General features: G+C 38.7%; 26 protein-coding genes and 3 pseudogenes. 21 read left to right on the forward strand and 8 right to left on the reverse strand.

Annotation, left to right across the window (positions count from 1 at the left end):
• Window positions 1-106: 106 nt before the first annotated feature.
• Window positions 107-2,134 carry a methionine--tRNA ligase gene (gene metG, locus DES39_RS07665; RefSeq protein WP_121145204.1) on the reverse strand — a complete coding sequence of 676 codons (2,028 nt, stop codon included), beginning with the start codon at window positions 2,132-2,134 and terminating at the stop codon, window positions 107-109.
• Window positions 2,135-2,315: 181 nt separating this feature from the next.
• Here metG and apbC point away from each other — a divergent pair, with 181 nt between their 5' ends.
• Window positions 2,316-3,401: an iron-sulfur cluster carrier protein ApbC gene (apbC, locus tag DES39_RS07670; RefSeq protein ID WP_121145205.1), complete on the forward strand. Its 1,086-nt coding sequence runs from the start codon at window positions 2,316-2,318 to the stop codon at window positions 3,399-3,401.
• 75 nt (window positions 3,402-3,476) lie between these two features.
• On the opposite strand, the gene aroB is transcribed toward apbC, so the two are convergent.
• On the reverse strand, window positions 3,477-4,559 hold the full coding sequence (aroB, locus tag DES39_RS07675; protein WP_121145206.1) for a 3-dehydroquinate synthase: 1,083 nt from the start codon (window positions 4,557-4,559) through the stop codon (window positions 3,477-3,479).
• A gap of 268 nt (window positions 4,560-4,827) precedes the next feature.
• Between aroB and DES39_RS07680 the strand changes: the two genes are divergently transcribed.
• Together DES39_RS07680 and glnB are read left to right on the forward strand one after the other, a co-directional pair.
• Complete coding sequence (locus DES39_RS07680) at window positions 4,828-6,432, forward strand: NAD+ synthase (protein WP_121145207.1); 1,605 nt, start codon at window positions 4,828-4,830, stop codon at window positions 6,430-6,432.
• A 29-nt stretch (window positions 6,433-6,461) separates the two neighbouring features.
• Entirely contained in the window at window positions 6,462-6,800 is a 339-nt protein-coding gene (gene glnB, locus DES39_RS07685) for a nitrogen regulatory protein P-II (protein WP_121145208.1), read from the forward strand.
• Here the strand turns inward: glnB and DES39_RS07690 are convergent.
• Window positions 6,797-7,435, reverse strand: a complete 639-nt coding sequence (locus DES39_RS07690) for a hypothetical protein (RefSeq protein WP_121145209.1) — start codon at window positions 7,433-7,435, stop codon at window positions 6,797-6,799. The genes glnB and DES39_RS07690 overlap by 4 nt on opposite strands.
• Before the next feature lie 477 nt (window positions 7,436-7,912).
• On the opposite strand from DES39_RS07690, the gene DES39_RS07695 reads away from it, so the two are divergent.
• The 9 genes from DES39_RS07695 to tadA all read left to right on the forward strand — a co-directional run bounded on the left by DES39_RS07695 (window position 7,913) and on the right by tadA (window position 14,004).
• Entirely contained in the window at window positions 7,913-8,548 is a 636-nt protein-coding gene (locus DES39_RS07695) for a TfoX/Sxy family DNA transformation protein (protein ID WP_121145210.1), read from the forward strand.
• A gap of 153 nt (window positions 8,549-8,701) precedes the next feature.
• Entirely contained in the window at window positions 8,702-9,091 is a 390-nt protein-coding gene (gene rpsF, locus DES39_RS07700; RefSeq protein ID WP_121145211.1) for a 30S ribosomal protein S6, read from the forward strand.
• Window positions 9,092-9,093: 2 nt separating this feature from the next.
• On the forward strand, window positions 9,094-9,393 hold the full coding sequence (gene priB, locus DES39_RS07705; protein WP_121145212.1) for a primosomal replication protein N: 300 nt from the start codon (window positions 9,094-9,096) through the stop codon (window positions 9,391-9,393).
• Between the two features lie 12 nt (window positions 9,394-9,405).
• Entirely contained in the window at window positions 9,406-9,633 is a 228-nt protein-coding gene (rpsR, locus tag DES39_RS07710; protein WP_121145213.1) for a 30S ribosomal protein S18, read from the forward strand.
• Window positions 9,634-9,655: 22 nt separating this feature from the next.
• Window positions 9,656-10,108, forward strand: coding sequence for a 50S ribosomal protein L9 (gene rplI / locus DES39_RS07715; RefSeq protein WP_121145214.1), 453 nt, complete (start codon window positions 9,656-9,658; stop codon window positions 10,106-10,108).
• A gap of 175 nt (window positions 10,109-10,283) precedes the next feature.
• Window positions 10,284-10,892: a BamJ family beta-barrel-assembly machinery protein gene (gene bamJ, locus DES39_RS07720; RefSeq protein ID WP_121145215.1), complete on the forward strand. Its 609-nt coding sequence runs from the start codon at window positions 10,284-10,286 to the stop codon at window positions 10,890-10,892.
• 260 nt (window positions 10,893-11,152) lie between these two features.
• Window positions 11,153-12,478, forward strand: a complete 1,326-nt coding sequence (locus DES39_RS07725; RefSeq protein WP_147405429.1) for a hypothetical protein — start codon at window positions 11,153-11,155, stop codon at window positions 12,476-12,478.
• 180 nt (window positions 12,479-12,658) lie between these two features.
• Window positions 12,659-13,477, forward strand: a complete 819-nt coding sequence (dapB, locus tag DES39_RS07730) for a 4-hydroxy-tetrahydrodipicolinate reductase (protein WP_121145217.1) — start codon at window positions 12,659-12,661, stop codon at window positions 13,475-13,477.
• Between the two features lie 41 nt (window positions 13,478-13,518).
• A complete protein-coding gene (gene tadA, locus DES39_RS07735) occupies window positions 13,519-14,004 on the forward strand; it encodes a tRNA adenosine(34) deaminase TadA (protein WP_121145218.1) in 486 nt (161 codons plus the stop codon).
• Between the two features lie 21 nt (window positions 14,005-14,025).
• On the opposite strand, the gene mltF is transcribed toward tadA, so the two are convergent.
• Window positions 14,026-15,459 (reverse strand): membrane-bound lytic murein transglycosylase MltF, encoded by a 1,434-nt coding sequence (gene mltF / locus DES39_RS07740; protein ID WP_170143371.1) that lies wholly within the window; start codon window positions 15,457-15,459, stop codon window positions 14,026-14,028.
• A gap of 272 nt (window positions 15,460-15,731) precedes the next feature.
• Between mltF and nadR the strand changes: the two genes are divergently transcribed.
• Entirely contained in the window at window positions 15,732-16,967 is a 1,236-nt protein-coding gene (gene nadR, locus DES39_RS07745) for a multifunctional transcriptional regulator/nicotinamide-nucleotide adenylyltransferase/ribosylnicotinamide kinase NadR (RefSeq protein ID WP_121145220.1), read from the forward strand.
• Between the two features lie 51 nt (window positions 16,968-17,018).
• Here the strand turns inward: nadR and acuI are convergent, their stop codons facing one another.
• Window positions 17,019-18,002 carry an acrylyl-CoA reductase (NADPH) gene (gene acuI, locus DES39_RS07750; protein ID WP_121145221.1) on the reverse strand — a complete coding sequence of 328 codons (984 nt, stop codon included), beginning with the start codon at window positions 18,000-18,002 and terminating at the stop codon, window positions 17,019-17,021.
• Between the two features lie 615 nt (window positions 18,003-18,617).
• On the opposite strand from acuI, the gene DES39_RS10945 reads away from it, so the two are divergent.
• The 8 genes and pseudogenes from DES39_RS10945 to DES39_RS11210 all read left to right on the forward strand — a co-directional run bounded on the left by DES39_RS10945 (window position 18,618) and on the right by DES39_RS11210 (window position 22,196).
• Window positions 18,618-18,761: a hypothetical protein gene (locus DES39_RS10945; protein ID WP_170143372.1), complete on the forward strand. Its 144-nt coding sequence runs from the start codon at window positions 18,618-18,620 to the stop codon at window positions 18,759-18,761.
• A gap of 135 nt (window positions 18,762-18,896) precedes the next feature.
• A pseudogene (locus DES39_RS11140) lies at window positions 18,897-19,009 on the forward strand (DUF4310 family protein); the annotation flags it as partial.
• A gap of 76 nt (window positions 19,010-19,085) precedes the next feature.
• Window positions 19,086-19,908: pseudogene (locus DES39_RS11145) on the forward strand (amidohydrolase family protein).
• The gene (locus DES39_RS07765) at window positions 19,892-21,019 is read left to right on the forward strand and encodes a DgaE family pyridoxal phosphate-dependent ammonia lyase (RefSeq protein WP_121145222.1); all 1,128 of its coding nucleotides are present in this window, start codon (window positions 19,892-19,894) and stop codon (window positions 21,017-21,019) included. The pseudogene DES39_RS11145 and the gene DES39_RS07765 overlap by 17 nt, the downstream one beginning before the upstream one ends.
• Window positions 21,020-21,040: 21 nt before the next feature.
• Window positions 21,041-21,373, forward strand: a pseudogene (locus tag DES39_RS11150) (KDGP aldolase); the annotation flags it as partial.
• Window positions 21,374-21,388: 15 nt separating this feature from the next.
• On the forward strand, window positions 21,389-21,628 hold the full coding sequence (locus DES39_RS07775) for a helix-turn-helix domain-containing protein (RefSeq protein WP_121145223.1): 240 nt from the start codon (window positions 21,389-21,391) through the stop codon (window positions 21,626-21,628).
• Window positions 21,625-21,969, forward strand: coding sequence for a PRD domain-containing protein (locus DES39_RS07780; RefSeq protein WP_170143373.1), 345 nt, complete (start codon window positions 21,625-21,627; stop codon window positions 21,967-21,969). The genes DES39_RS07775 and DES39_RS07780 overlap by 4 nt, the downstream gene beginning before the upstream one ends.
• A gap of 47 nt (window positions 21,970-22,016) precedes the next feature.
• The gene (locus DES39_RS11210; protein WP_425463988.1) at window positions 22,017-22,196 is read left to right on the forward strand and encodes a hypothetical protein; all 180 of its coding nucleotides are present in this window, start codon (window positions 22,017-22,019) and stop codon (window positions 22,194-22,196) included.
• Between the two features lie 171 nt (window positions 22,197-22,367).
• Here DES39_RS11210 and ybaK read toward each other — a convergent pair whose 3' ends face one another.
• The 3 genes from ybaK to glyS are packed head-to-tail and all read right to left on the reverse strand — an operon-like array spanning window position 22,368 to window position 25,794.
• Complete coding sequence (ybaK, locus tag DES39_RS07790; protein ID WP_121145226.1) at window positions 22,368-22,853, reverse strand: Cys-tRNA(Pro) deacylase; 486 nt, start codon at window positions 22,851-22,853, stop codon at window positions 22,368-22,370.
• Window positions 22,837-23,667 (reverse strand): YciC family protein, encoded by an 831-nt coding sequence (locus tag DES39_RS07795; protein ID WP_170143374.1) that lies wholly within the window; start codon window positions 23,665-23,667, stop codon window positions 22,837-22,839. Before DES39_RS07795 ends, ybaK begins: the two co-directional genes overlap by 17 nt.
• Before the next feature lie 57 nt (window positions 23,668-23,724).
• Window positions 23,725-25,794 (reverse strand): glycine--tRNA ligase subunit beta, encoded by a 2,070-nt coding sequence (gene glyS, locus DES39_RS07800; RefSeq protein WP_121145228.1) that lies wholly within the window; start codon window positions 25,792-25,794, stop codon window positions 23,725-23,727.
• Between the last annotated feature and the right edge of the window lie 8 nt (window positions 25,795-25,802).

A 25,802-nucleotide genomic window follows, 5' to 3' on the forward strand; every position in this document is an offset into this window, starting at 1 on the left:
GGGAATAGCTAAGATGAGAATCAATTAGGTGATATTTAACGCTATAATAATGCCAAAAGAGTGCATTATTATAGGTTGAACGATAATGATTTTATGACGATGCTTACTAGCTAATACGCATACCCGGTTTAGCACCACTGTCTGGTGATAACAGATATAAGCCACTTTTATCATCTTGACCACTCGCACAAAGTACCATGCCTTCTGATACGCCAAAGCGCATTTTACGTGGCGCAAGATTGGCGACCATAACGGTTAGTTTGCCGACCAACACTTGTGGATCAGGATAAGCGCTGCGGATACCCGAGAAGACATTTCTGATCTCATTACCAACATCTAAGGTTAATTGCAGTAATTTGTCTGAGCCTTCGACTAATTTGGCATCTTGAATTAAGGCAACGCGCAGATCAATTTTTGCAAAATCATCAAAGTTGATTGTCTCAGCTATTGGCTCGGCGTTGGGATTAGATGACGGAACCGCCGGTGCTAATAAGGCTTTTGTTTCGGTGATTACATGATCAATACTCGCCATCTCGATACGGGTAAAGAGTGCTTTGAATTTATTAACCGTATGGTTTTGTAATGGCTCTGCTAGCGTGTGCCATTGTAGTGAAGTATTTAAAAATGCTTCACTACGTTCAGCCAGATTTGGCACAACAGGTTTTAAATAGGTCATTAATACTTTGAATAAATTGATCCCCATTGAACAGATATCTTGTAGCCGTTCATCTTGCCCTTCTTGTTTGGCAACAACCCACGGGGCTTTATCATCAATATAGCGATTGGCTTCATCGGCGAGAGCCATAATTTCACGGATCGCTTTGCCTAATTCTCGTGCTTCAAAATAGCTCGCAATGTTCTCAGCCTTGTGAGTAAATAGCGCATACAATTGCGGTTCATCAAGGCGTGCAGATAATTTACCATCAAAACGTTTATTAATAAAACCGGCACAACGAGAAGCTAAGTTAACGAGTTTATTGACCAGATCGCTATTAACACGTTGCACAAAATCTTCCAAACTCAGATCAATGTCATCAATGGTTGCGGATGATTTTGCTGAGTAGTAGTAACGTAAGCAGTCTGGATCGAGATGTTTTAAATACGTATCTGCTTGGATAAAGGTGCCACGTGATTTTGACATTTTTGCGCCATCAACCGTTACATAGCCGTGAACAAAAATATTGGTTGGTTTACGATGGTTACTGCCATCAAGCATGGCTGGCCAAAAGAGGCTATGGAAATAGACAATATCTTTACCAATAAAGTGATAAAGCTCAGTCGTCGATTCTTTTTGCCAAAATTCATCAAAATTGATATTGCCAACACGGTCACAGTAATTTTTAAAAGAGCCCATATAGCCAATTGGTGCATCTAACCAGACGTAGAAGTATTTACCCGGCGCGTCAGGAATTTCAAAGCCAAAATAAGGCGCATCGCGGCTAATATCCCAGGGTTGTAGGCCGGCTTCAAACCACTCTTGCATTTTATTGGCCACTTGTTCTTGCAGTGTGCCTGAGCGTATCCAAGCGTGTAGCATTGCTTTAAAATCAGGCAGATTAAAAAAGTAATGTTCGGATTCTTTGACAATTGGCGTCGCGCCAGATACGACGGATTTAGGATTAATTAAGTCGATCGGATTATACGTTGCACTACACACTTCACAGTTATCGCCATATTGATCTGGCGCTTTACACACCGGGCAGGTACCTTTCACAAAACGATCTGGTAAAAACATCTGTTTTTCCGGATCGAAAAGCTGCGAGATCACTTTAGTTTTAATGTGGCCATTCGCTTTTAGGCTGGTGTAAATTTGCTCGGATAACTGGCGGTTTTCCGGACTATGGGTTGAGTGATAATTATCAAAACTGATATTAAAACCGGCAAAATCGCGTTGATGTTCTTCTTTTACTTTGGCAATCAACTGCTCTGGCGTGATACCCATCTGCTCAGCTTTGAGCATAATTGGTGTACCATGCGCATCATCGGCACAAATAAAGTAAATTTCATGACCTTGCATTCGTTGATAACGCACCCAAACGTCAGCTTGAATATGTTCAAGCATATGGCCTAAATGAATTGAGCCATTAGCGTAAGGAAGGGCACAAGTTACCAATATTCTGCGTTTATCTGTCATCTTTTTACCTTTTGTATTCTTTTTTACGATGTTAATTATTGCGAGTGATATTATTCCTTGGTCAATACTCATGCAAGGAAAATTTTTATGTGATAATGCGCAAATACTACATCAAACATAGGATTATCGCCAGATTTGTGCCATAATTTACACTAAATAATTTAGTCATAAAGGTTAAACCATGGCAGTAAACGATTTATCTATTGTTAAATCGATCCTTTCCCAATATAAACATATTACATTGCGCAAAAATTTACTCGAGTTAGATGCAGTAAAACAGTGTGAAATGATCGACGGTGTCTTATCGATAAAACTCGTCATGCCATTCGCGTGGCAAACGGGTTATGAGCAATTAAAGCAAGCGGTGAACGCTGAATTAATTGCACAAACAACAGCGCACCAGATCGATTGGTCAATTGAATATGATATTGCGACATTAAAGCGTGCTAATGAACAGCATGCAATTAAGAATATTAAAAATATTATTGTTGTCAGCTCGGGTAAGGGCGGCGTGGGTAAGTCATCTACGGCGGTTAATCTTGCATTAGCATTGCAACAAGAAGGGGCAAGAGTCGGCTTATTGGACGCCGACATTTATGGTCCTTCTATACCGACTATGCTTGGTACACAAAATCAGCATCCATTATCGCCAGATAATAAGCATATGACACCGATTATGGCTTATGAATTAGCAACGAATTCTATCGGCTATCTCGTTGAACCCGATAACGCAATGGTATGGCGTGGGCCAATGGCGAGTAAGGCATTGTTACAAATCTTACAAGATACGCTGTGGTCAGCATTAGACTACTTAGTTATCGATATGCCACCGGGCACGGGGGATATTCAGTTAACACTGTCGCAAAATATTCCAGTAACGGGCAGTGTGATTGTCACAACGCCGCAAGATATTGCGCTTATTGATGCCAAAAAAGGTATTGCGATGTTTAATAAAGTTAATGTACCAACAGTTGGTATTATTGAGAATATGAGCTATCACATTTGTGAAAATTGTGGTCATCATGAAGCGATATTTGGTGAAGGTGGCGCGGAACTGCTAGCGACACAATACCACACCTTATTATTGGGTCAGATCCCATTACATCGCTCATTACGACAAGATCTTGATAGTGGCAAGCCAACGGTTGTGAGCCAACCAGATAGCCCGTTTACGCACCTATACCGTGAACTTGCTGATCGTGTTGCAGCTGAACTCTATTTTCAAGGGCACGTTATTTTACCGGATATAGCAATCAAATTGGTTTAATCGGACGGCTTAATCATACTTTATTATGCACCTTTCTTATGTCATGTATGAAAGGTGCGAAAGTAAAGGACTGAATTATTCGGTTAGTGCAATTGATTGCAGTACGATCTCTTGACTCACATCATCAACCACCGCAACATGACCAATTTTAGTTGGTAGAACTAAACGCAATTTACCCGATAACACTTTTTTGTCGCGCAGCATATGAGCAATATAGGATTGCGTTGACATTTGAGCGGGCCTTGCCACTGGCAATTTAGCTTTAATCAATAGATTTTTAATCCGTTCAATATCGCTATCAGTAAAATGACCTAATAATTTTGCTGCATTGGCCGCCATAACCATACCAACGGCGACAGCTTCACCATGTAACCAATTACCGTAACCGAGTTCGGCTTCAATGGCGTGTCCATAAGTATGGCCTAAATTTAAAATTGCACGCATATCTTGCTCTGTTTCATCGGCTGCGACAACTTGTGCTTTTAGCTGACAGCAATGATAAATGCAGTAGCTCATCGTGCTAGGTTCAAGTGCAAGTAATGCATCAATATTTTTCTCAAGCCAAGTAAAAAAATCGGCATCAAGAATAATACCGTATTTAATCACTTCCGCCAGGCCCGCTGAGAGTTCTCGCTGTGGTAGCGTTGCTAAGCAGTTGAGATCGATGACGACCGATTGTGGTTGGTAAAAAGCACCAATCATATTTTTACCTAGTGGGTGGTTGATGGCAGTTTTGCCGCCAACCGACGAGTCAACTTGCGATAATAAGGTAGTTGGTAGCTGAATAAATTTAATGCCACGCTGGTAACATGCCGCGGCAAATCCACTGACATCACCAATCACACCGCCACCTAATGCGATTAAAATAGAATTACGAGTATGATTATTTTTTAGCAGTGTCGATAAGATTGTATTCCATGTTTCCATGGTTTTATATTGTTCACCGTCTGGCACAATAACGTGATCGGTTTTCACCCCGTTACTTTCTAGCATATCGGTTAAGCGAGCAAGATAAAGTGGCGCAATGGTTTCATTAGTGACAATTAATACGCGTTGATTGGCTTTTAGTTTGAAGTGTTCAAAATTATTTAAGGTATTTTCACCAATTGTGATGGGATAACTACGTTCACTTAATGCAACTGTTAACATGTTTAGCATGGCGATTCCTATTATTCTGCAGGGCCGTTGTTCAATATTCATTTTTATTGTCGCTGACTTTATTATACGTTATCAATGACTGAGTGGTATTTGCTATTATTGGCTCATTTTGCTTTCACATAATAACAAATAAAATGCTTAACGTACCTTGCTAATTATTTGCAATAAAACAAGATGAATTTGAAATATCTTAAACATAAAAAACTAGCAGCGCAACTTAGAATCATTTAAACTTAACGCTTATTTTTATTAGCATAATGAGTTTGATATGTCTTTGTCTTTAGTTTTAGCACAACAAAACTTTCGAGTCGGTGATATCGAAGGTAACACTGCGCGCATGATTCAATTAATTGATGAATATTTAGCTGAAGATTTATTAATTTTTTCTGAACTTGCTGTATGCGGTTATCCGCCAGAAGATCTGATCTATCGTCAAGATTTCAAAACTCGTTGTGAACATGCACTCGAACGTATTAAGCAAGCAAGCCAAAATTGTGGGGTGATTGTTGGTCATCCGACTTGGCAAAATGACAAAATTTATAATTCGGTATCATTATTTTATCAAGGTGAGCAACTTACTACCTATCATAAACAGTGCTTACCTAATTATGATGTGTTTGATGAACAACGTTATTTTTCATCCGGTACACAGCGTTGTGTGATTGATTTTAAAGGTCACAAATTGGGACTCGTGATTTGCGAGGATTTATGGCAAAGCGATCCCATCGAACAACTTCATACTGCACAAGTGGAATTAGTGATTGCCGTTAATGCTTCACCTTACGATTATATTAAGCAGCAACAACGAAAAACCCTCGTTAGCGATCATGCGTCAGGTCTTTCAGCGCCGATTGTGTATGTGAATCAAATTGGTGGTCAAGATGAGCTAATCTTTGATGGTGCGTCATTTATGTGTAATGAGAAAGGTGAGATTATTTATCAGCTTAAATCATTTACAGAGCAAGTTGCGGTGATCGCAGATACCCACATAGTAAACTCGGTAATTGAGAACGAGGCGACTTCATCTTTAGCCGATATCTATCAAGCATTAGTACTGGCAACACATGATTATGTGACTAAAAATGGTTTTAATGGCACTATTTTAGGATTATCCGGCGGAATTGACTCGGCATTAACACTTGCGATTGCGGTTGACGCCTTAGGTAAGGATAAAGTACAAGCGGTAATGATGCCATTTCGTTATACGGCAGATATCAGCATTGCTGATGCACAAGAAGAAGCTGACATTTTAGGTGTTGAGTTTAATGTACTTTCGATTGAGCCGATGTTTGATGCTTTTATGTCCCAGTTAACACCCATGTTTCAAGATACAACGCGTGATACAACCGAAGAGAATCTGCAAGCACGGTGTCGCGGTGTTATTTTAATGGCATTATCCAATAAGCGACGACAATTAGTGTTGACGACAGGTAACAAAAGCGAAATGTCGGTTGGCTATGCGACGTTATATGGAGATATGGCAGGTGGCTTTGATGTGCTTAAAGATGTGCCCAAAACACTGGTATTTGAATTATCAAAGTATCGTAATACCTTATCTTATGTGATTCCTGAAAGAGTGATAACTAGACCACCTTCAGCTGAGTTAGCTCCTGATCAAAAAGATGAAGATAGTTTACCGCCTTATGATATTTTAGACGGTATTTTAAAAGGCTATATTGAACAAGATTTATCAGTTAATCAATTGATGGAATGTGGCTATGACGAATCAACTATTCGTCGTGTGATCAAATTAGTTGATATCAATGAATATAAACGTCGTCAAGCGGCGGTTGGGCCTAAAATTACTCCTCGTAATTTTGGTAAGGGACGCCGTTATCCGATAACGTCATCATTTGGCATAAAAAACTGGTAATGTTAAGTTGAAACAACAAGGAATTGATTATGAAAAAAATCGAAGCAATCGTTAAACCATTTAAACTAGACGATGTGCGTGAAGCGCTAGCAGATCAAGGCATAACGGGAATGACCGTAACTGAAGTCAAAGGATTTGGTCGCCAAAAAGGACACACAGAACTGTATCGTGGTGCCGAGTATATGGTCGATTTTTTACCAAAGGTAAAAATTGAAATTGTTGTTGCCGATGATATTGTTGATATGTGTATTGAGACCATTATGAAAACGGCACAAACGGGTAAAATTGGTGATGGTAAAATTTTTGTCTATGAGGTTGAGCAAGTGATTCGTATTCGTACCGGCGAAATGGATGAAGCGGCGATTTAATTAGCCAAGCTGTCTGTTTCGAGATCGGGTCGGATTGTGCTTAATAATTTAGGTGGTAAAAAACCCTGAATTGAACAAATTAAGAGTGTCTTTTCTGGGGTTTTTTCAACAAGTAAGATTTTTTCAACCGTGCCTTTTGTTGGAATTGTTTTAACGCCACTCACGGTACTGCTATTTTGATGCCATGTCGTTAAGTCATCTTTCTCATAACGAATTTGGGCATTAGCAGAATAAATCGTATCTTTTTCCAGTTCTTGCCAGGTTAAAAAATCCAAGTCAGCTTTTATTTCATTGACTGAATTATTGACAATAAAGCCCCAAAAGTAGTAATCACCGTATTTACCCAATTTAAGCACACTATCATAGTAGCCAGTAATGGAGAGTGATTTATAAGACATTGGTTTGGAAAATTCACGGTAGTTTTGGTTTCGATTATTGCGATTTTTGACCGTAATGATGGTTTGTTCGGAATGGATATCATCAACAATACCATAATCGACAAGTTCGTTTTGAGATTTATGTATTTGAGAAAAAAAACTCGCATCGCACGCAATAAATGAGGTCATTAGCGGTTCAATATTGGGTTGTTTATTATTGCCAAATACAATGAATGGGTATAAAGCTATTAAAAACATTGAAATTCCCTTCATTGTGATCCTTATCCGACTTACCTTATTAATTACTGCACAATTGTATTATCTTTACTATAGAATAACAATCATATTATCGCTTTATGTCGATGAAATTGATTGGTTATATCATTGGTAAAATTAAAATTAATAAAATAAATCAATTAGATAAAGAGATTTTGGTATAATCGTTTTTCTATAGTACTTCGCAAATTAATTTTACATGGTTTAGTGTTTAAAAAAGCTTGTGTAGATTGATGTTTTAGTCTCACCAAAAATAGTTAAGTTATTTATTTTATTTAATATTAATAGGCTAAATTGCTTTCTTTTGCCGTTATTCCATATTGGAATATGGATCGCAAAATTCTATTTTATTGTTAATAAATGTTTTTTCTTACAAAAAATTTACGCTAAATTAACTAAGAAAGTTAAGTAAGTTTATCCACTAATTTAATTTTAACCCTTAGTTATGGTGAAGACATAATGAAAGAATATGATAAAAATATACTAGATAAGTTATCATCGCTTTTTCCTCGAGAGGAAGTGAATCACATCACTATTATACCTTTGTTTGGTGGCTCAGGTGTGTGTTGGAACGCGGTGATATTTGCTTGGATTTATGATAATCAGTTATATGTTAAAGGACATCCGGATTATTTAGCTATGTTCACTGAATTAACTATGCCGCCATTATCTTTTAATCTTGGGGTAACCGTTAAATTATTACAGTATTATCAAATTACACCCCCGTTGTGGCGTAATAAAGAGAAATTAGTCGAGATAATTAACATGGTAATAGAATATGCATATTCAACTAAAGTTTCTCAGTGCAGAGTTAAAGAAGAGAGAATTAAAGATTTACCCAATATGACATTATCGTTGGAACGTTCTTTATTTCGTGTGGGCATTATTAATTTAGATGCTTTTCGTCATAGCGGAACATTCGAAAGTTATTTTAAATTAAAGCAGTATAATAAAAGTTTATCAAAAAATGTCTTATACATATTACATAGTGCCTTACAGGGGTTGCATGTTGCAACGCTGACGAATGAACAAAAAAATGCCATTAAAAAAGAGTATAATCATTTCGTTGCTTCTCTACGAGAATCCCCCCGCTAGCAGTTTGTGCAAAGATTATTTTTGTTCTGGCTATTTAATTCTCATTAAGCTATAATGCGCCGTCGATTTCAACCGATCAATATTCATGTTCCTTGCTTTCATTGGGCTACGGTTGACCCAGACAGAAGGCTGATTAATCCGTAGGGAGCGATAATGCGTCATTACGAAATTGTTTTTATGGTTCATCCAGACCAAAGTGAACAAGTCCCAGGTATGATTGAACGTTATACTGGTACTTTAACAACAGCGGGTGGTACTATTCACCGTTTAGAAGACTGGGGTCGCCGTCAATTGGCTTATCCTATTGAAAAATTGCATAAAGCACATTATGTTCTTATGAACGTAGAAGCGACTCAAGAATCCGTTGATGAGTTAGAAGATAACTTCCGTTTCAACGATGCAGTTATTCGTAGTTTAATTATGCGTACTAAGCATGCTGTGACAGAAACATCTCCAATGCTTAAAGTGAGAGATGAGCGTAAAGGTCCACAAGATGGCTTTAACGACATTGAAGATGCTGATTCTGAGGAATCAGAAGACTAATAATGTTCAATCGTTTGGAGTTGTCTGGCCTTGTTTTAAAGGCACCCATTCGAAAAGTAAGCCCTAGCGGAATTTCCCACTGCCAGTTTTTTTTAGAACATGTTTCAAAGCAAATTGAAGCGGGATTAGAAAGGCAATCATGGTGCATTATTCCCGTGATTGTTAGCGGGGACAATGAACATATTCACAGTATTAAAAAAGGTAGTAAAATTTGGGTGAGTGGTTTTATTAGTATGCACACAAAGCGTAATAATATTCAGCAAATCGTTTTACATGCCAGCGAAATTAAATTAATAGATTAGGAGAAATGCCAAATGGCTCGCTATTTCCGTCGTCGCAAATTCTGCCGTTTTACAGCAGAAGGCGTGAAAGAGATCGATTATAAAGATATCTCTTTACTAAAAAGTTATATTACTGAAAGTGGTAAAATTGTGCCAAGCCGTATTACGGGTACCTGTGCAAAATACCAACGTCAGCTAGCTCGTGCAATCAAACGTGCTCGTTACCTAGCTCTATTACCTTATACTGATAATCATCAGTAATTAGCAACCAGAGGAAAACATAATGCAAATTATTCTACTCGATAAAGTTGCTAATTTAGGCAGCTTAGGTGATCAAGTTAATGTTAAAGCGGGATATGCGCGTAACTTTTTGATTCCACAAGGTAAAGCAGTACCTGCAACAAAGAAAAACATTGAATTTTTTGAAGCTCGTCGTGCTGAGTTAGAAGCAAAATTAGCTGATACGTTAAAAGCAGCTGAAGCAAGAGCAGCGCAAATTAATGCACTAGTGAAAGTGACTATCACATCCAAAGCGGGTGACGAAGGTAAACTATTTGGATCAATTGGTACACGTGACATTGCTGATGCAGTGAAAGCTACTGGTGTTAACGTATCTAAGAGTGAAGTTCGCTTACCAAATGGTGTTCTTCGCACTGTTGGTGAACATGAAGTTTCATTCCAAGTTCACAGTGAAGTTTTTGCTAAAGTTATCATTGACATTGTGCCTGAAGCATAATTGATCATTGTTTGTTAAAAAACCCACTTTTAAGTGGGTTTTTTTTTGCGATGAGGGTTGATAACTATAGTGATACTATGGTTTGTTTAATACTTTAATTCACTCACCTCATTTACTATTATGTCAAGCGCGATATCAACAGCGTGACATAGCTTATAATAAAAGGAAAATTATCATGTTTGATACTATTGAGAAAAAAGCCAGTTATGGCATAGGATTACAAATTGGACAGCAACTAAAAGAGTCAGGAATTGATGATTTAGAATTATCGGCGTTAAAACAAGGCTTGGAAGATGTGCTAACAGATAAACAACCGGCTATTCCATTACAAGAATTGCATGATGCATTACGTCAAGTTCATGAAAAATCAATGAAAAAGAAAGAATTAGTGGCAGCTGAATTTGCACGAGCGGGACAAGAGTTTTTACAGCAAAACCTTAGTCAAGATGGCGTAAAATCGACTGAGTCTGGATTGCAGTATTTAGTTTTAAAACAAGGCGATGGAGCGATTCCAACTGCAGATTCTCGTGTCAAAGTCCACTATACTGGGCGTTTGATTGATGGCACTGTTTTTGATAGTTCTGAAGAGAGAGGGCAACCCGCTGAGTTTCCTGTAAATGGCGTGATTCGTGGTTGGGTTGAAGCATTACAGTTAATGCCAGTCGGCTCTAAATGGCGAGTCTACATTCCACAAGAATTAGCTTATGGTGCACAAGGTGCTGGCGCGGCCATTCCGCCTTATAGCGCCTTAATTTTTGATGTTGAGCTACTTGATATTATCTAATTTTGATCATTTGTGATATCGAATTATTTAAAATCTGATGTATAATTATTAATGATTTATTACTTTACACTTATTTTTATTAAAATTGTATTAATTTTTTGTAAAAAAGCGATATAATTGAAAATATAAACTGAGTAAATATAATTAATAGATTATCATTTGGATGAAAAGTAATGACTTGTAATTTTATGAAGCGACCAAATTTATCATTGGTCGTTTGTTTGATATGTTTTTCTGTAAATATGAAGGCATTTGCTGCTTTGTCAACGACGACACTACAGTTGATTACTGGTAATCCTCCATCTTTACTTGATGCAACTATTGATAATTTTAAAGATAATATTTATTTTTCAATTGTCGAAGATACTGGCGCTGTTTATGAGTTAAGACCCGGTAGTGACGATACGATGTTTGCCTCTTTATCAACAATTATCCGCAATATTACACCTAAATTGGATGGCAGTTTTTTAACGAATAATGATATTGATGATACTGATGGCGATATCTTGTCCCAAGATAGCCCTTACACGATTATTGATTATAATTATGTGTGGAAAAACAAAAAAGGCGAAGTGATTGATAATTCATCTAGTAGTAATTTAGGCGGTAATATCTGTATCGACTCGAGCACTTATCCTGGGCCGTATACCCTTGATTTACTGTTTAATATAAAAATCAATACTCAATATGGTTTACCATATGAATCTGAAGTTATTCCAATAGCTAAAACGTTAACAGTTAATGCTGATGACGGTATTTGCTATGCAAGACCTGGTGTATTAGGCCTTAACGTCCCATCTGGCTGGCCTGATGGCGACGATGCTTGGGGGCTGGGAAGAGGATCTATCTCCCGTACTCCATCCTACGATGAAACTGTTTTTGTACCACGCAAAGGATTTAAGGCTTGGGTAAGTCAAAAATTCCCAACGACTGCATTTCCGGAGGCAAGGTTCCAAATCGTTCCTTACAAAGATCTTAGCAATTATACGATTACTTTGAAGAATAATCCTGGTGGTGCTTTAGTTGATCAGCAGCAATATGCAAAAGGTCAGTTCAAATTTGGTGCGACGATGCCGGATAGAAATGAAATCTATTCTATTGAAGTGAAGAGTAATACATACGGTGTTTCATTTTATTATAATTTCAAATTACAATCTTCTCGTAGCTGGTTTGATGTCGGTCAAAAAGAGGCACCAACTACTGGGCAATATTATACTACTGCTTTAGCACGTTGCGGGGAGGATCACTTACCAACAAGAGCGGAAATTACAAATTCGGTTTATGCCAACACGCCTAATAATCCAATTAATGCTTATATACAAGATAACGGTTTTATGAGGACTATTGGTAATTTAATGGCTGAGTGGGGGATGCTTTATTACTATGCCCCCGCTTCAACGAAAAATGATAAACGAGATATGATGAGGACTGTTACTGATGATTTACAAACCTACTTCGCTTATTGGTATTATTGGACAAAAGATCTCAATACGGCCAATAGGCATTTAGCTGTAGGCGTAGTTGAGGGTAACATTGCTGAAGATACATTAAATGAAGGCGGTGCGGGGGTTTTTTGTATTTATTAGTCTGTAAATCTTTGAGCTAAGGTAATTAATAAAAAAGCAAACTCCTATGATGTTTGCTTTTTTATTATCTATTTATTGCAATCATCATTGAAATTTGTACATGTGAAGCATAATTTTGCCCGTTTTCAATAATTTCAGCTATAATGAAGCGCAAATCAGTAATTAAGTTGAGAAAACCACATGCAGAATAATCAAATCCGAATTGCAGTTGTAGGTGCGGGTGGCCGAATGGGACGCCAGTTAATTGAAGCTATTGCAAAATCAAACGATGTTGTATTAGGCGCCGCGTTTGAACAAAAAGGGTCTTCATTATTAGGTGTTGATGCCGGAGAATTGGTCGGACTCGGTAAATTAGACGTGCTTGTGACTGATGATTTTGAACAAAGACAAGATCAGTTTGATTTATTAATTGACTTTACCCGACCAGAAGGAACATTGCATCATTTGGACGTCTGCGTGAAGCACCATAAAATGATCGTGATTGGTACTACGGGTTTCGATAATGCAGGTAAGCAAGCGATCAAGCAAGCTGCTGAAAAAATTGGGATTGTATTTGCTGCCAATTATAGTGTCGGAGTCAATTTAATGCTTAAATTACTTGAGAAAGCAGCCCAAGTTATGGGTGATTATACCGATATTGAAATTGTTGAAGCACACCATCGGCATAAAGTTGATGCTCCATCAGGCACGGCACTTGCGATGGGTGAATCAATTGCTAATGCACTAGGCCGAGATTTATCAAAGCATGCAGTCTATTGTCGGGAAGGTATTACCGGTGAGCGACCACGTGACGCGATTGGCTTTGCAACTATTCGTGCTGGCGATATTGTCGGTGAGCATACCGCTATTTTTGCTGATATTGGCGAACGCGTAGAAATCACGCATAAAGCCTCTAGCCGCATGACGTTTGCTAATGGCGCTATTCGCGCTGCAGTATGGCTGAAAAATAAACCTGTTGGCTTATACGATATGCGCGATGTGTTAGATTTAAATGCATAACTCATACAACGATAACATAAAATAATCTGGTTTTTTTATTGATGATAACACCATACTCTGACGAATATTGGATGCAGTATGCACTAACCTTAGCTAGAAAAGCTGAGCAGCGTGGCGAGATTCCAGTTGGGGCGGTGATTGTCTATAACAATCAAATTGTGGGAGAAGGCTGCAACCAATCGATTACCGAGCATGATCCCACGGCCCACGCTGAGATTGTGGCGATGCGGCAAGCGGCTCGATATCTTCATAACTATCGCTTGGTTGACACTACCCTTTATGTGACCTTAGAGCCTTGCACGATGTGTGCCGGAGCAATTATTCATAGCAGAATCAAACGGATTGTGTTTGCCGCCTCCGATTATAAAACAGGTGCAGCAGGCTCTTTTATTGATCTATTATCCCACCCAGGTATGAATCATAAACCCATTATTACTGCTGGCGTGTATCGTGATGAAGCTTCACTGCTACTCAGTGAGTTTTTTCAGCGCCGGCGCGCTGAAATTAAGATGCGTAAAGGAGGTTAATTTTACTCATAAATGACATATTTATGGTGATTTAGCATCGATATATTGCTGGCGATATTCTTTTTCAAGTAGATAGCCAACTAGACTCATATAATATTGTTGAATACTATCGACAAAATGAACGGCTTGATATCCTCGAGCAAAACCATATTTTAGCTCGGTATAAAACTCCTCCTCACTGAGTAGCGGAAGCACTTGGCGAACATCTTGCCAACTATCTGGATTTTTATTTTGCTGTGTTGCTAACTTACGCGCATCCCATAAATGACCAACTCCCATATTGTACGCGGCTAATGCAAACCAGACTTTTTCTTCTTTAGGTATACTCTTAGGCATTCGATTAATAATCTGTTTTAGATAGCGGCTCCCCCCTTTTATACTCTGCTCTGGATCTAAGCGATTGGTAATGCCAAGTGATTCAGCGGTTGATTTGGTCAACATCATAATGCCACGAACTCCTGTTGACGAAATTGCTTTAGGGTTCCAGTGTGATTCTTGATATGCCATCGCAGCAATTAACTTCCAGTCCAGATCATTATCTTTAGCATATTGTGTAAAATAGGTTTGGTATTTTGGTAAAGTATTTTCAATAGCTCGAATAAAGGCGCGAGTATCTACATAATCAAACTTATTCATATAGCTAAAATAATGGTATTCTAATTTTTTTATTGAGCCGTCATTAAGTGATTTTTGAATAAATTGATTCATTTTATTTAATAGTGATTTATCCTGCGATTTGGCTGCATACCATGCTTTAGGATGATTTTTAACAACATCGAAAGCAACTGCCAGCGAGGGATATATGCGCTGCATAATCGCAATAGTACGGTCACTGGCAATAGTATAATCAATATTTTGATCGGCGACTTGCTTAAGTAATTCCTCTTGATTGAGCACCGTTGATTCATTCCAACTCAATTGAGCATACTCTATTTGAGTATTTTTTAAGATGAAACTTTGTAATGAGCCAGCAGGGACGGTTAAATTTCCAGTGATCTCATCAAATGTGTAAGGTTTAACTGATCCTTTACGGTAAACTAATTGTTGCGTTGTGTAATGAAAAGGCTGACTAGCACTAAAATTATCAATATCACTAATCCGACCTTTCATCTCGGCGGCGATAAGATCAATTTTACCCTCTTGGCTTTTCTCGATTAATTCACCGAGATTATTGGCAAACGTAATTTTTAGTTTCACGTTTATCGACTCAGCAAATTTATTTAGCAGTGAATATTCAAATCCACCCACTTGATTAGCATTACGATAATCGACATAGAGTGTGGTGAGTGAACGCAACATCCCTACACGCAGCTCTTTACGAGCTGTAATCTGGTTTAAGATTGTCTTATGCCCATCTTTAACACTGGTATCAATACTTTCTTTATAAAATAATGCACTAGTAATAGCTAAAATGATAAATATGATTGTAATTAAGCTACCACTCCAAAAAGCCACTTTTTTTACCAAATTGAGTTTACCGCCAATACGTGAGAAAATTGCGCTATTGTACCACGCATCTTTTTATCTTCAAAAAAGATATTGAGTGACAAAATTGATGAATCTTACTATTTGATTATCAAGAAATTATGCCTTGTATTGTCGTGATTAATCGAATGTTTAATCGCGATGAAAAATAAAATTTTTAGAGAGAATTTCACTCTTTTTACTAAACATTATATAATAATATATCTTTATTTTGTTTAAAATATAAAACAGAAGGGGCAAATATGATCAGTTTTAATTATCTGAAAGCTGCAATTAAGCGTAAAGGCGTCTCACTACAGACGGTTGCTAACGCTTGTGGAATGACCAAAGGTTACTTAAGTCAGCTTATTAATGATAAGGTAAAAAGACCAAGCGCACAAAAACTTGAGGTTCTGCACCGCTATTTAAAACTCGATTATCCCGTTAAGGATAAAAAAGTCGGTATTATTTTTGGCAAATTCTATCCGCTGCATACCGGACATATCAATTTGATTCAACGAGCGATTAGTCAGGTGGATGAGCTGTATATTATTTTATGTTCTGATACTAAACGTGATGAAGCGTTATTTCTCGACAGTGCCATGTCTCGCCAGCCAACGATTAATGATCGTATGCGTTGGCTGTTACAAACCTTTAAATATCAAAAAAACATCCATATTGAATTGCTGGAAGAAGATGGCATACCGGCTTATCCTCATGGTTGGAATGAGTGGAGTGAACGGGCTAAAGCACTTTTTAAGGATAAAGGTATCGAACCAAATTGTGTTTATTCCAGCGAGCCGCAAGATGCTGAGATGTATAAAAACCTGTTTAATTTACACACGATTTTAGTCGATCCTGAGCGCCATTTTATGAATGTGAGTTCGACTAATATTCGTCAAGCGCCGTTAAAAAATTGGCAATACATACCAACTGAAGTCAGGCCATTTTTTGTCAGAACGGTTGCCATTTTGGGCGGCGAATCCAGTGGTAAATCAACCCTAATTAATAAACTTGCTAACGTCTTTAATACTACCAGTGCATGGGAATTTGGACGTGAGTATGTTTTCTCTCATTTAGGTGGTGATGAGCGAGCATTACAATTCTCTGACTATGATAAAATTGCGTTGGGGCAAGCTCAATATATTGATTTTGCAATCAAATATGCTAATCGCGTGGCATTTATCGATACTGATTTTATTACCACTCAAGCATTTTGTAAAAAATATGAAGGTAAAGAACATCCCTTTGTACAGGCAATGATTAATAACTATCGATTTGATTTAGTGATTTTACTTGAAAATAATACCCCTTGGGTTGCCGATGGATTACGTCATCTGGGTAATACTAGCCAGCGTAAAGATTTTCAACAACTATTAATTACGATGTTGAAAAAAAATCATGTTAAATTTGTAACGATTACCTCACCTGATTACGATGAACGTTATTTAGCGTGTATCGATTTAGTTAAGCAATTGATTAATCATCAAGATATCTAATAGTATTGCGAGTCAATCAATAAGCGCATTCCGCACAGGCATGCGCTTTTGTTAGCGATTAACGTTAACGATAACGCGACCTCGGATTTGGCCATTCATCAATTGATCGATGCTTGGTATTACTTGTGTTAGAGTTATCTCATGACTCAAAAGGTTGAGCAAATGATTATCGACAATGCTCGCTAAGCGCTGCCAAGCCGCTACTCTATCGGCATACGGGCGCATGACACTATCGATACCAGCAAGCGTCACGCCACGCAAAATAAATGGCGCAACGCTGCTATTGAAATCCATGCCTTGTGCTAAGCCGCATGCGGCAACGGTGCCACCATACTTAATACTGGCACAAATATTGGCTAAGGTATGACTGCCAACACTATCAATGGCGCCAGCCCAACGCTCTTTTTGCAAAGGTTTACCAGCTTGTACTAGCTCATTACGGTCAATAATCTCACTTGCTCCGAGCTCTGTTAAGTAGTCACTTTCCGCTAGTCGTCCCGTTGAGGCGGTCACTTGATAACCCAATTTAGCTAATAGCCCAATAGCAAAGCCACCCACGCCACCATTAGCCCCCGTCACCAAAATACGGCCCTGTTCAGGTGTTACGCCATTTTTTTCTAGTGCGATAATCGCAAGCATTGCGGTATAACCTGCTGTGCCTATTGCCATCGTCTGTTTAGGGGTTAGATTTTTAGGTAATGGGATGAGCCATTGACTCTTTAGCCTTGCTAGCTGTGCCAGGCCGCCCCAATGCTTTTCACCGACGCCCCAACCATTTAATAGTACTTGATCACCTGGCTGATATTGCGCCGCTTGGCTAGTGACAACGGTGCCAACGAGATCAATACCGGGAACCATTGGAAACTGCCGAACAACAGGACCTTTACCGGTGATAGCCAGTCCATCTTTATAGTTTAATGAAGAATACTCCACCTTAATGGTGACATCGCCTTCTGGTAGCTCAGATTCATTAAGCTGCGTGAAATGAGCTTGGTAACCATTATCATCTTTCTCAATCAATATTGCTTTAAACATTCGCGTATCCTTTTATTGTATTGGCGATGCAAGCATTTATTTTACCATACGACCTTAGTCCAATGACCAAATAATAGGGCGATTAGGCATAAAAATAAACGACATTTTACCGTTATAGGGATAATACATATTGTATCGTTAATTCATTGATAGGCGCAGACAATTCACGTTGCCTTTTTAAGCTAGATCACAAAATGAAGAAAAATTAGTGACATTTATGTTACTTAATCTTGTGTGGCATTTGCGATTATCCAGTGGTAAATGGGCTAACCATTATGCGATTTTTTGTGGCTATTTTTATTTTAATGTTTTGTTATTTATGTGTTTTTATAAAAATAAACCAGTATCTATTTTAGAAAATATTATCGATAATCGCTTGGATTAGGCTAATTGCCATCATCAAGGTAGAGCGAAATTATTATAATAACACAATCACAATTTAAGATGATAGCGGATAATTTAGATCCTGATAAGGTTACGCAAACAACTATCAGCATAATTAATGAGTGGTTAGTTGAGCGTCATATTGAGCAAAATAACGTCCAAAAAGAGAGGCTGTTTTCGCATATCAAAGCGATGGTTCATCGCGCGAAATCATGAGAACAATTACTGGATGTGGATCCCACTTTATTTGATGAAATATCGGAAGAATCAATCGAATTGGCACGTAAAACGGTCAGATTATTTAATAATTTACCAATGGAAGCTTATCTATTCGCCATACATTATGAAATGGCTAAAGCGAGCGTGGCAGAATAATTTTTAATAGCAATCAATAAAGAGTTTAATGATGGCGGACGTCGCTATTGTAATTAGCGATAGAATGGGCAAAGGACATAAAGTTGCTGCTGGTATCGATTCAGTTGAAGGCTGTCGCGCGATTGTTGTGCCGCAATTGAGCTTGGCTCATTGTTGGGATCGCTGCTATTTTATGCTTGGCAAAACCGATTACTGGTGGTGCTATTTTAGGTGCAATGGTATTTGGTGGATTGTTTCCAATAACCTAATTGATGATTATAAGATCATATTATTCATTATGTTATATAAATAATAGGCAATCTATTTAATAATAGAGAAATGATTATGTATGATGTAATTTTTAAACAGGCCAAACGTATTGACGGTACAATTATCGATATTGCGATTGAGCATGGCAAGATTGTTGAAATCGGCGAGATTAATGTGCCCGCCAAAAAAATCATTGATTTAAAGGCCCGCATTATATCAGCTCTGAGTGGATCGATTCTCATACTCATTGCTTTGCTAACTCTCCGATATGAGTGATATTGATATTCCTTTGTTTGATGAGGCATTAGCTAAATATCCTGATTTTATTATTGGTATTAAAGTTAGGATGAGTCGCAGCGTGGTCGGCGATAATGGCATCAAACCATTATTAAAAGCGAAAAAGATGCAAAAAAAGAGTCGCTTACCATTGATGATTCACGTTGGTAATAATCCACCAGAGCTAGATGAGATTGCTGATTTACTCAGTCATGGCCGTGAAAGTTTTTGTTTTGCTGTTGCCGAGCGAGCGAAATGCTTTGATATTTATCCGAATGCCATCAGTTCCGATATCTATTCTAAGAATCGTTTGCAAGGCCCGGTATGGAGTTTAGCTAATGTGATGACTAAATTTATCTGCCTTGGTTATAGCAAACAGCGCATTATTGATAGCGTAACTAACAATTCCGCTGAAATTTTGCATTAAAAAAATAAAGGTTCATTGATTGTCGGCTATGATGCAGATTTGACTATCTGTGATTTAAAACAAGAAACCGTGCTTTTATCTGATGCAGAAGGGGAAACTCGCGAAAGTCATGAGCGATTTGTTCCACTAGCTTGTGTTGTATTAGGTGAAATAGCAATAACAGAAGAAGGACGTAAAAATGGATTTAGCTACTAAAGACGATGTTTATTCAAAATACCATTTAAAAAGAGTCATTAATGCATCGGGCCGTATGACTATTCTTGGTGTATCAACGCCAAGAGCCGAAGTTACCGATACAGTTGCTCATGGCTTAAATGAATATTTTGAGATAAAAGACTTGGTTGATAAAACCGGTCAGTATATTGCTAAGTTACTTGGCGCTGAAAATGCGGCGGTTGTGTCATGTGCATCTGCGGGAATTGTTCAGGCGGTTGCGGCTTTAATCGTCAAAGATGATAAAGAGCTGCTGTATGCGTTGCATGCGTCTGACAAATATGTACCAAGAGAGATTATTTTGCCAAAAGGACATAACGTTAATTTTGGTGCGCCAGTTGACACCATGGTGTCACTTGGTGGCGGCATTGTTGTTGAAGCGGGTTATGCGAATGAATGTAAGCCTGAACATATTGAAGCGCTAATGAGTGCTGATACTGCAGCGATTTTATATATCAAGTCTCATCATTGCGTCCAAAAAAGCATATTATCGGTTGCTGACGCGGCAGCTGTCGCGAAAAAACACGGCATACCTTTAATCGTTGATGCGGCGGCGGAAGAGGATTTGCAAGCTTATTATAATATGGGCGCTGATATTGTTATTTATAGTGGTGCGAAAGCTATTGAAGGTCCAACGAGTGGCTTGGTCGTCGGTCGTCATCAGGCGATTGAATGGGTCAAACAGCAAGCTAACGGTATTGGGCGACCGATGAAAGTGGGTAAAGAGGGCATCTTAGGTTTAACCAAAGCGATTGAGCTGTATATGACTGATCCTAAAAAAGAGAGCGGTCAAGAGATGGTCATTAAAATGACGCCATTTATGAGTAAGCTTAATGCTTTAAACGGGATTTCAGCGCGGGTGGTTTGGGATGGCGCTGGGCGCGATATTGCGAGAGTTGAAATTAGTTTTGACCAGAACGTGATTGGTAAAAGTGCTGTTGAGATGGTGAAGCTGATGAAACAAGGTGATACCGCTGTTTATTTTCGTGAATATAAAGCGAACGAAGGGCGAGTAGACGCGGATGTACGTAGCGTATCAGCGCCGCAACTTGAGGTTATTTACCTGAAGATTAAAGCAATCATTGGACAATAATTTAAGAACAGGAGCAAAATAATGATCAAGAAATGTATCCCCAATTATTACTATGATCGTGTTTGTTTAAACGTCCTTGCGAATTCAATTGATAATGCAAAAGCGATCTATGAAGCCGGGTAAACTTATGTTGTTGTTGGTGGTGGTGTGCTATCAAACAATTATGCCGATAATCAATCGCTGATTACCGACGTGGCAAAGTATGCCGCTGCTATTGATAATACAATTTCAGTTGGCTTAGGAGCGGGCGATCCAAACCAATCAAAAATGGTTGCCGAGATTTCGGCGCAGCTGCAACCGCAACATATCAATCAAGTCTTTATTGGCGTGGCAACAAGCCGAGCTTTATTAGGCTAATCTGACACGGCCATTAGGTTAGATGATCTTGCCGATAGTTGGTTTATTAGCCGTAGCACGATTCAAAGTGATATTGCTGAAGTGAAAGATTATTTAAATAAATATGGGCTTGCTTTAGATAACAAACCTTATCAAGGGATGCGTTTGATTGGCGATGAGCCGGCAATAAGAGCGTGTTTAACCAATATCTTATGGCAGCTTTATGCTGCTGAAGATAGCCTGACTATATTAAGCAAAATAGTGATGGTTTGATCAAACATATCTTGATTTATATTAATGATCATTACCATTATGATCCCAGATGCGATGAAATCAAGCAGTATTATCCCTTTGCTTATGATATTACCTTGTCTGCTGTCAATAATACGGAACAATACACTGAATTTAAATTAACTGAAGATGAAATGAGTTATTTAGCAGTGCATATTGTGGTCGCATTAGCGCGAAATTATAGTATCGAGTATCAGCGTCATCCTCATGTTTTATTAGTGAGTGAACAAGGTAACTCGAGACTTTCCGCAAATCCAGATTGCTCGAACATGCCTTATATATTAGAACGTTTCTTTATGGTGATCAATAAACCGATGACTTAACAGTTATTGTTTAAAATTGCGTGCAGTAAATTAGAAGAAAAAAGCTTATCGATCGTGATTTTTATGATTCGCAAATCGAACGAGAAGCGATAGTTTCGACATTATTAGGTGAAAATATTGCGATTCTGCACTCAGTTGGATTATTGGCTAAAAAAACAAAAGTCGTTACGATTTTAGCCCTGAATGGAATTATCTGGGCTAAAGGTAAAAATGAAATCGCTATGTGATTTTTTTGCTAGCGATAAGTAAAGATGAATATGCCATGAGTATCTATAATTTGTTCGTCAATTTTGTCAAAGAAAAATCTACCAAACGGCTGATCAAGAGCCAATCATTTAGTGAATTTCAGACCATCATTATTAAAGACAGCGTTGGGCGTATGGCTTAATCGTTGCTTATCACACCGCAATATCAACCAGTTCGGCATTTAAGGTTTTGACTAAATCAGCGGCGGTAATTTCAATTTCAAGTCCACGTCTACCGCCTGATACAAATATTGTATTGAATGTGGCCGCGCTGGCATCAATGAGGGTTGGAAGTTGTTTCTTTTGTCCAAGCGGACTGATGCCGCCAACTAAATAGCCAGTGATTTTTTGCGCTAAATTCGGGTCGGCTAAATCAATTTTTTTACTATTAAGCGCTTTAGCCGCTTTTTTTAAATCAAGGTGTTGCTCAACCGGTACAACGCATACCGCTAAATCCTTATCATTACCACTTCGCGTGACGACTAATGTTTTAAACACTTGCTCAGCCACGACGTGTAATGAGGGGTCGAGTTTTTCAACTGCCTCTTTACCAAATTGGGTTTCATTTGGATCATGTTCATATTGATGAACATGAAAGGCGATCTTGAGCTTTTTTAATAAATTAATTGCGGGTGTCATAAGGTAGTACCTTACTTGATAATAAATACAGGCGGTAAAGGTAGCAAACCGTGACAAAGGTTAATAAAAATTTAGCGATATTAAAACAGAGATCAATAATAAAGTTATCTACCATGATTGAATTTGCCACGCTATTGAGTAAAAAGGATCCTAAAAGCCACAGTCCTAACATAGGCAAAATCAAGCGAATATCGCGCTTAAAAAAGCGTACCGCGATTTTGAACTTGGCAAAAAAGTGATACTGTGGTGTCGGCTCAATAATCACTGCCATAAAGATCACATAAAGCGAGATATATATGACTACCGCAACCATACCAAGTGGCGCCGCTAAGGGCGCTAAAATTGAGGCGATGATCGATAATACAATAAATCCCGGAATGGCAAGTAGCATAAAAAGACCAATGTGTGGGGCAATTTTGGTGGCACTTTTCAGTAGATTTTGTAGTGAAAACTGTTGGTAAGAGATGGTTGCAATCAAGGCTAAGAGTATGCTCATCACGATCAGATTAGTCAGAAAAAACACCAGTCCTGCTTTAAATAAGTAGCTCATTGCAACGGCAATAAGTTGCGCTTTTTCAGGTTCTGATAACGCCAGAATAACTTTTGATAATGTGTCTGCGGTTAATTCACCGTATTGCGTTACAGTTTGTTCAATAATTGATTTAAGTTGGCTAATTGAGTCCAAGCTCGGTAATAAGACTTGCGAGATTAGCTCAGTCACGAGAGATAGTATGACGAGTGTGATAAGAACTGTCGTAAAGTTATTGCGCGTAAAGTTACGGGCATCAGCTAAAATGGAAGAGAACGACAACAAAATAAACTCCTTTAATAGCGTGAATTTGGTACCGGTAGGTACCAAATTCTCTTGATGCTATTGTAATAATGAAATATCGGCGACTTTTAAAAATAGGCTTTGCAGCTTATGCAAGAGTGCCAAGCGATTAAGTCTAATTTGCTCATCATCAGCCATAACCATCACTGAATCAAAGAAGTTATCTACTGGCTCTTTCAAGCTTGCAAGCTCAACTAAGGCTTCTTGATATTGACCACGATTAAAATAAGGCTCAAGCTTATCAGTTAAAATGGCGACGTGTTTAGCCAGTTCACCTTCCGCGCCTTCTTCAAGAAGTGCCGCATTGATTTTTTCGGGGATAACCGCATTAGCCTTAGATAAAATATTGGAAACACGTTTATTTGCCTCTGCCAGTGATGAGGCTGCTGGTAAGGTTCTAAAGTGCGTTACCGCTTTAACTCGTGCATCAAAGTCCGCTGGTTTCGTTGGGTTACGAGCAAGTACCGCTTGAATGGTATCAATCGCAAAACCTTGTTCTTGATACCACGCGCGGAATCGGCCCAGCATAAAGTTCACCATTTCATCAATCACATTGGCATTACTGAGTTTATCGCCATACAGCGCAACTGCCTCTTGTGCCAAAACAGTTAAGTCAACTGGCAGCGATTTCTCCACAATAATACGTAGTATACCAATTGCCGCTCTACGTAGAGCAAACGGGTCTTTATCGCCTTTCGGGTTTTGACCAATCCCAAAAATACCCGCTAACGTATCGAGTTTTTCTGCAATCGATACTGCGCTTGATACTAGCGTGCTTGGTAGATTATCACCAGCAAAGCGCGGCTGATACTGTTCTTCAATCGCGGTGGCAACATCGCTGTGTTCGCCATCTTTTAACGCTAAATAACGCCCCATCGTACCTTGGGTTTCAGGGAACTCAAATACGGTATTGGTAACGAGATCACATTTGGCCAGTTTTCCCGCTCGCTTAGCATGCTCAACATTAGCATGAATTTGATGCGCGATTTGTCCTGATAAGGCTTCTAAACGTAGCGCTTTATCTTTCACTGTGCCCAGTTGTTGCTGGAATAACACGGTTTCGAGTCGCGGTAACCTGTCTTCTAAACGCAGTTTTAAATCGGTTTTATAGAAAAATTCCGCATCAGCTAAGCGAGGGCGAACTACTTTTTCGTTGCCACTGATAACGACCTGAGGATCTTTGGATTCAATGTTGGCAACAAAAATAAAGTTAGGTAACAATTTCGCTTGTTTATCATAAACTGGGAAATATTTTTGATCGCCTTTCATTGTGTATACGAGTGCTTCCGCTGGAACGTCTAAAAATTTTTCTTCAAATTTTGCCGTTAACACCACTGGCCACTCAACTAAAGAGGTCACTTCTTCAAGTAAGCTATCGCTTAAATCTGCCGTGCCGTTAAGTTTTTCGGCGGCTAATTCAGCTTGCTGCTTAATGATCGCTTTACGTTTATTATGATCAGCAATGACTTTGCCGCGCTGTTCTAAAATTTCAGGGTATTGATCGGCATTGTCAATGGTAAACTGCTGTTCACCCATAAAACGGTGACCGCGAATAATACGATCTGATTCGATTTCTAGAATTGAACCAGGCACCAGTTCTTCACCATAGAGCATGGTTAATGTATGGCTTGGGCGAATGAATTCGACTTTTTTCGCTGCCCAGCGCATTGGTTTAGGAATTGGCAGCTTCGCTAACGCGGATTTGACCATGTCACATAATAAGTTAACGACGGGTTGACCTTGTTGATTTAACGTATAAGACAGCCATTCGCCTTTATCGGTTTGGACGCGCTCTGCTTGTTCGACAGTAATACCACAGCCACGAGCCCAACCTTCGGCCGCTTTGGTCGGTTTGCCATTAGCATCAAACGCAGCGCTCACTGCCGGGCCTCGTTTAACCATTTGCGTATCAGGCTGAATACTATTTAAGTTTAATACTTTAAGTGCCAAACGACGTGGCGATGCGTACCATAGCACTTCACCATGTTCTAAATTAGCACTATCGAGTTGTTCGATAAAATTTGCGGCAAAGCTTTCCGCAAAAGTTCGGAGTGATTTAGGTGGTAGTTCTTCCGTTCCTATTTCCACTAAAAATGTTTTTTGCATGATCGCGTCTC

Source organism: Orbus hercynius, from assembly GCF_003634275.1.
In the GTDB taxonomy this organism is placed as follows: domain Bacteria; phylum Pseudomonadota; class Gammaproteobacteria; order Enterobacterales; family Orbaceae; genus Orbus; species Orbus hercynius.

Excerpts from the sequence above, each read along its gene's own strand:
- metG (WP_121145204.1), bottom strand. The coding sequence starts at position 2,134 with ATGACAGATAAACGCAGAATATTGGTAACTTGTGCCCTTCCTTACGCT.
- apbC (WP_121145205.1), top strand. The coding sequence starts at position 2,316 with ATGGCAGTAAACGATTTATCTATTGTTAAATCGATCCTTTCCCAATAT.
- aroB (WP_121145206.1), bottom strand. The coding sequence starts at position 4,559 with ATGCTAAACATGTTAACAGTTGCATTAAGTGAACGTAGTTATCCCATC.
- DES39_RS07680 (WP_121145207.1), top strand. The coding sequence starts at position 4,828 with ATGTCTTTGTCTTTAGTTTTAGCACAACAAAACTTTCGAGTCGGTGAT.
- glnB (WP_121145208.1), top strand. The coding sequence starts at position 6,462 with ATGAAAAAAATCGAAGCAATCGTTAAACCATTTAAACTAGACGATGTG.
- DES39_RS07690 (WP_121145209.1), bottom strand. The coding sequence starts at position 7,435 with ATGTTTTTAATAGCTTTATACCCATTCATTGTATTTGGCAATAATAAA.
- DES39_RS07695 (WP_121145210.1), top strand. The coding sequence starts at position 7,913 with ATGAAAGAATATGATAAAAATATACTAGATAAGTTATCATCGCTTTTT.
- rpsF (WP_121145211.1), top strand. The coding sequence starts at position 8,702 with ATGCGTCATTACGAAATTGTTTTTATGGTTCATCCAGACCAAAGTGAA.
- priB (WP_121145212.1), top strand. The coding sequence starts at position 9,094 with ATGTTCAATCGTTTGGAGTTGTCTGGCCTTGTTTTAAAGGCACCCATT.
- rpsR (WP_121145213.1), top strand. The coding sequence starts at position 9,406 with ATGGCTCGCTATTTCCGTCGTCGCAAATTCTGCCGTTTTACAGCAGAA.
- rplI (WP_121145214.1), top strand. The coding sequence starts at position 9,656 with ATGCAAATTATTCTACTCGATAAAGTTGCTAATTTAGGCAGCTTAGGT.
- bamJ (WP_121145215.1), top strand. The coding sequence starts at position 10,284 with ATGTTTGATACTATTGAGAAAAAAGCCAGTTATGGCATAGGATTACAA.
- dapB (WP_121145217.1), top strand. The coding sequence starts at position 12,659 with ATGCAGAATAATCAAATCCGAATTGCAGTTGTAGGTGCGGGTGGCCGA.
- tadA (WP_121145218.1), top strand. The coding sequence starts at position 13,519 with ATGATAACACCATACTCTGACGAATATTGGATGCAGTATGCACTAACC.
- nadR (WP_121145220.1), top strand. The coding sequence starts at position 15,732 with ATGATCAGTTTTAATTATCTGAAAGCTGCAATTAAGCGTAAAGGCGTC.
- acuI (WP_121145221.1), bottom strand. The coding sequence starts at position 18,002 with ATGTTTAAAGCAATATTGATTGAGAAAGATGATAATGGTTACCAAGCT.
- DES39_RS07765 (WP_121145222.1), top strand. The coding sequence starts at position 19,892 with ATGGATTTAGCTACTAAAGACGATGTTTATTCAAAATACCATTTAAAA.
- ybaK (WP_121145226.1), bottom strand. The coding sequence starts at position 22,853 with ATGACACCCGCAATTAATTTATTAAAAAAGCTCAAGATCGCCTTTCAT.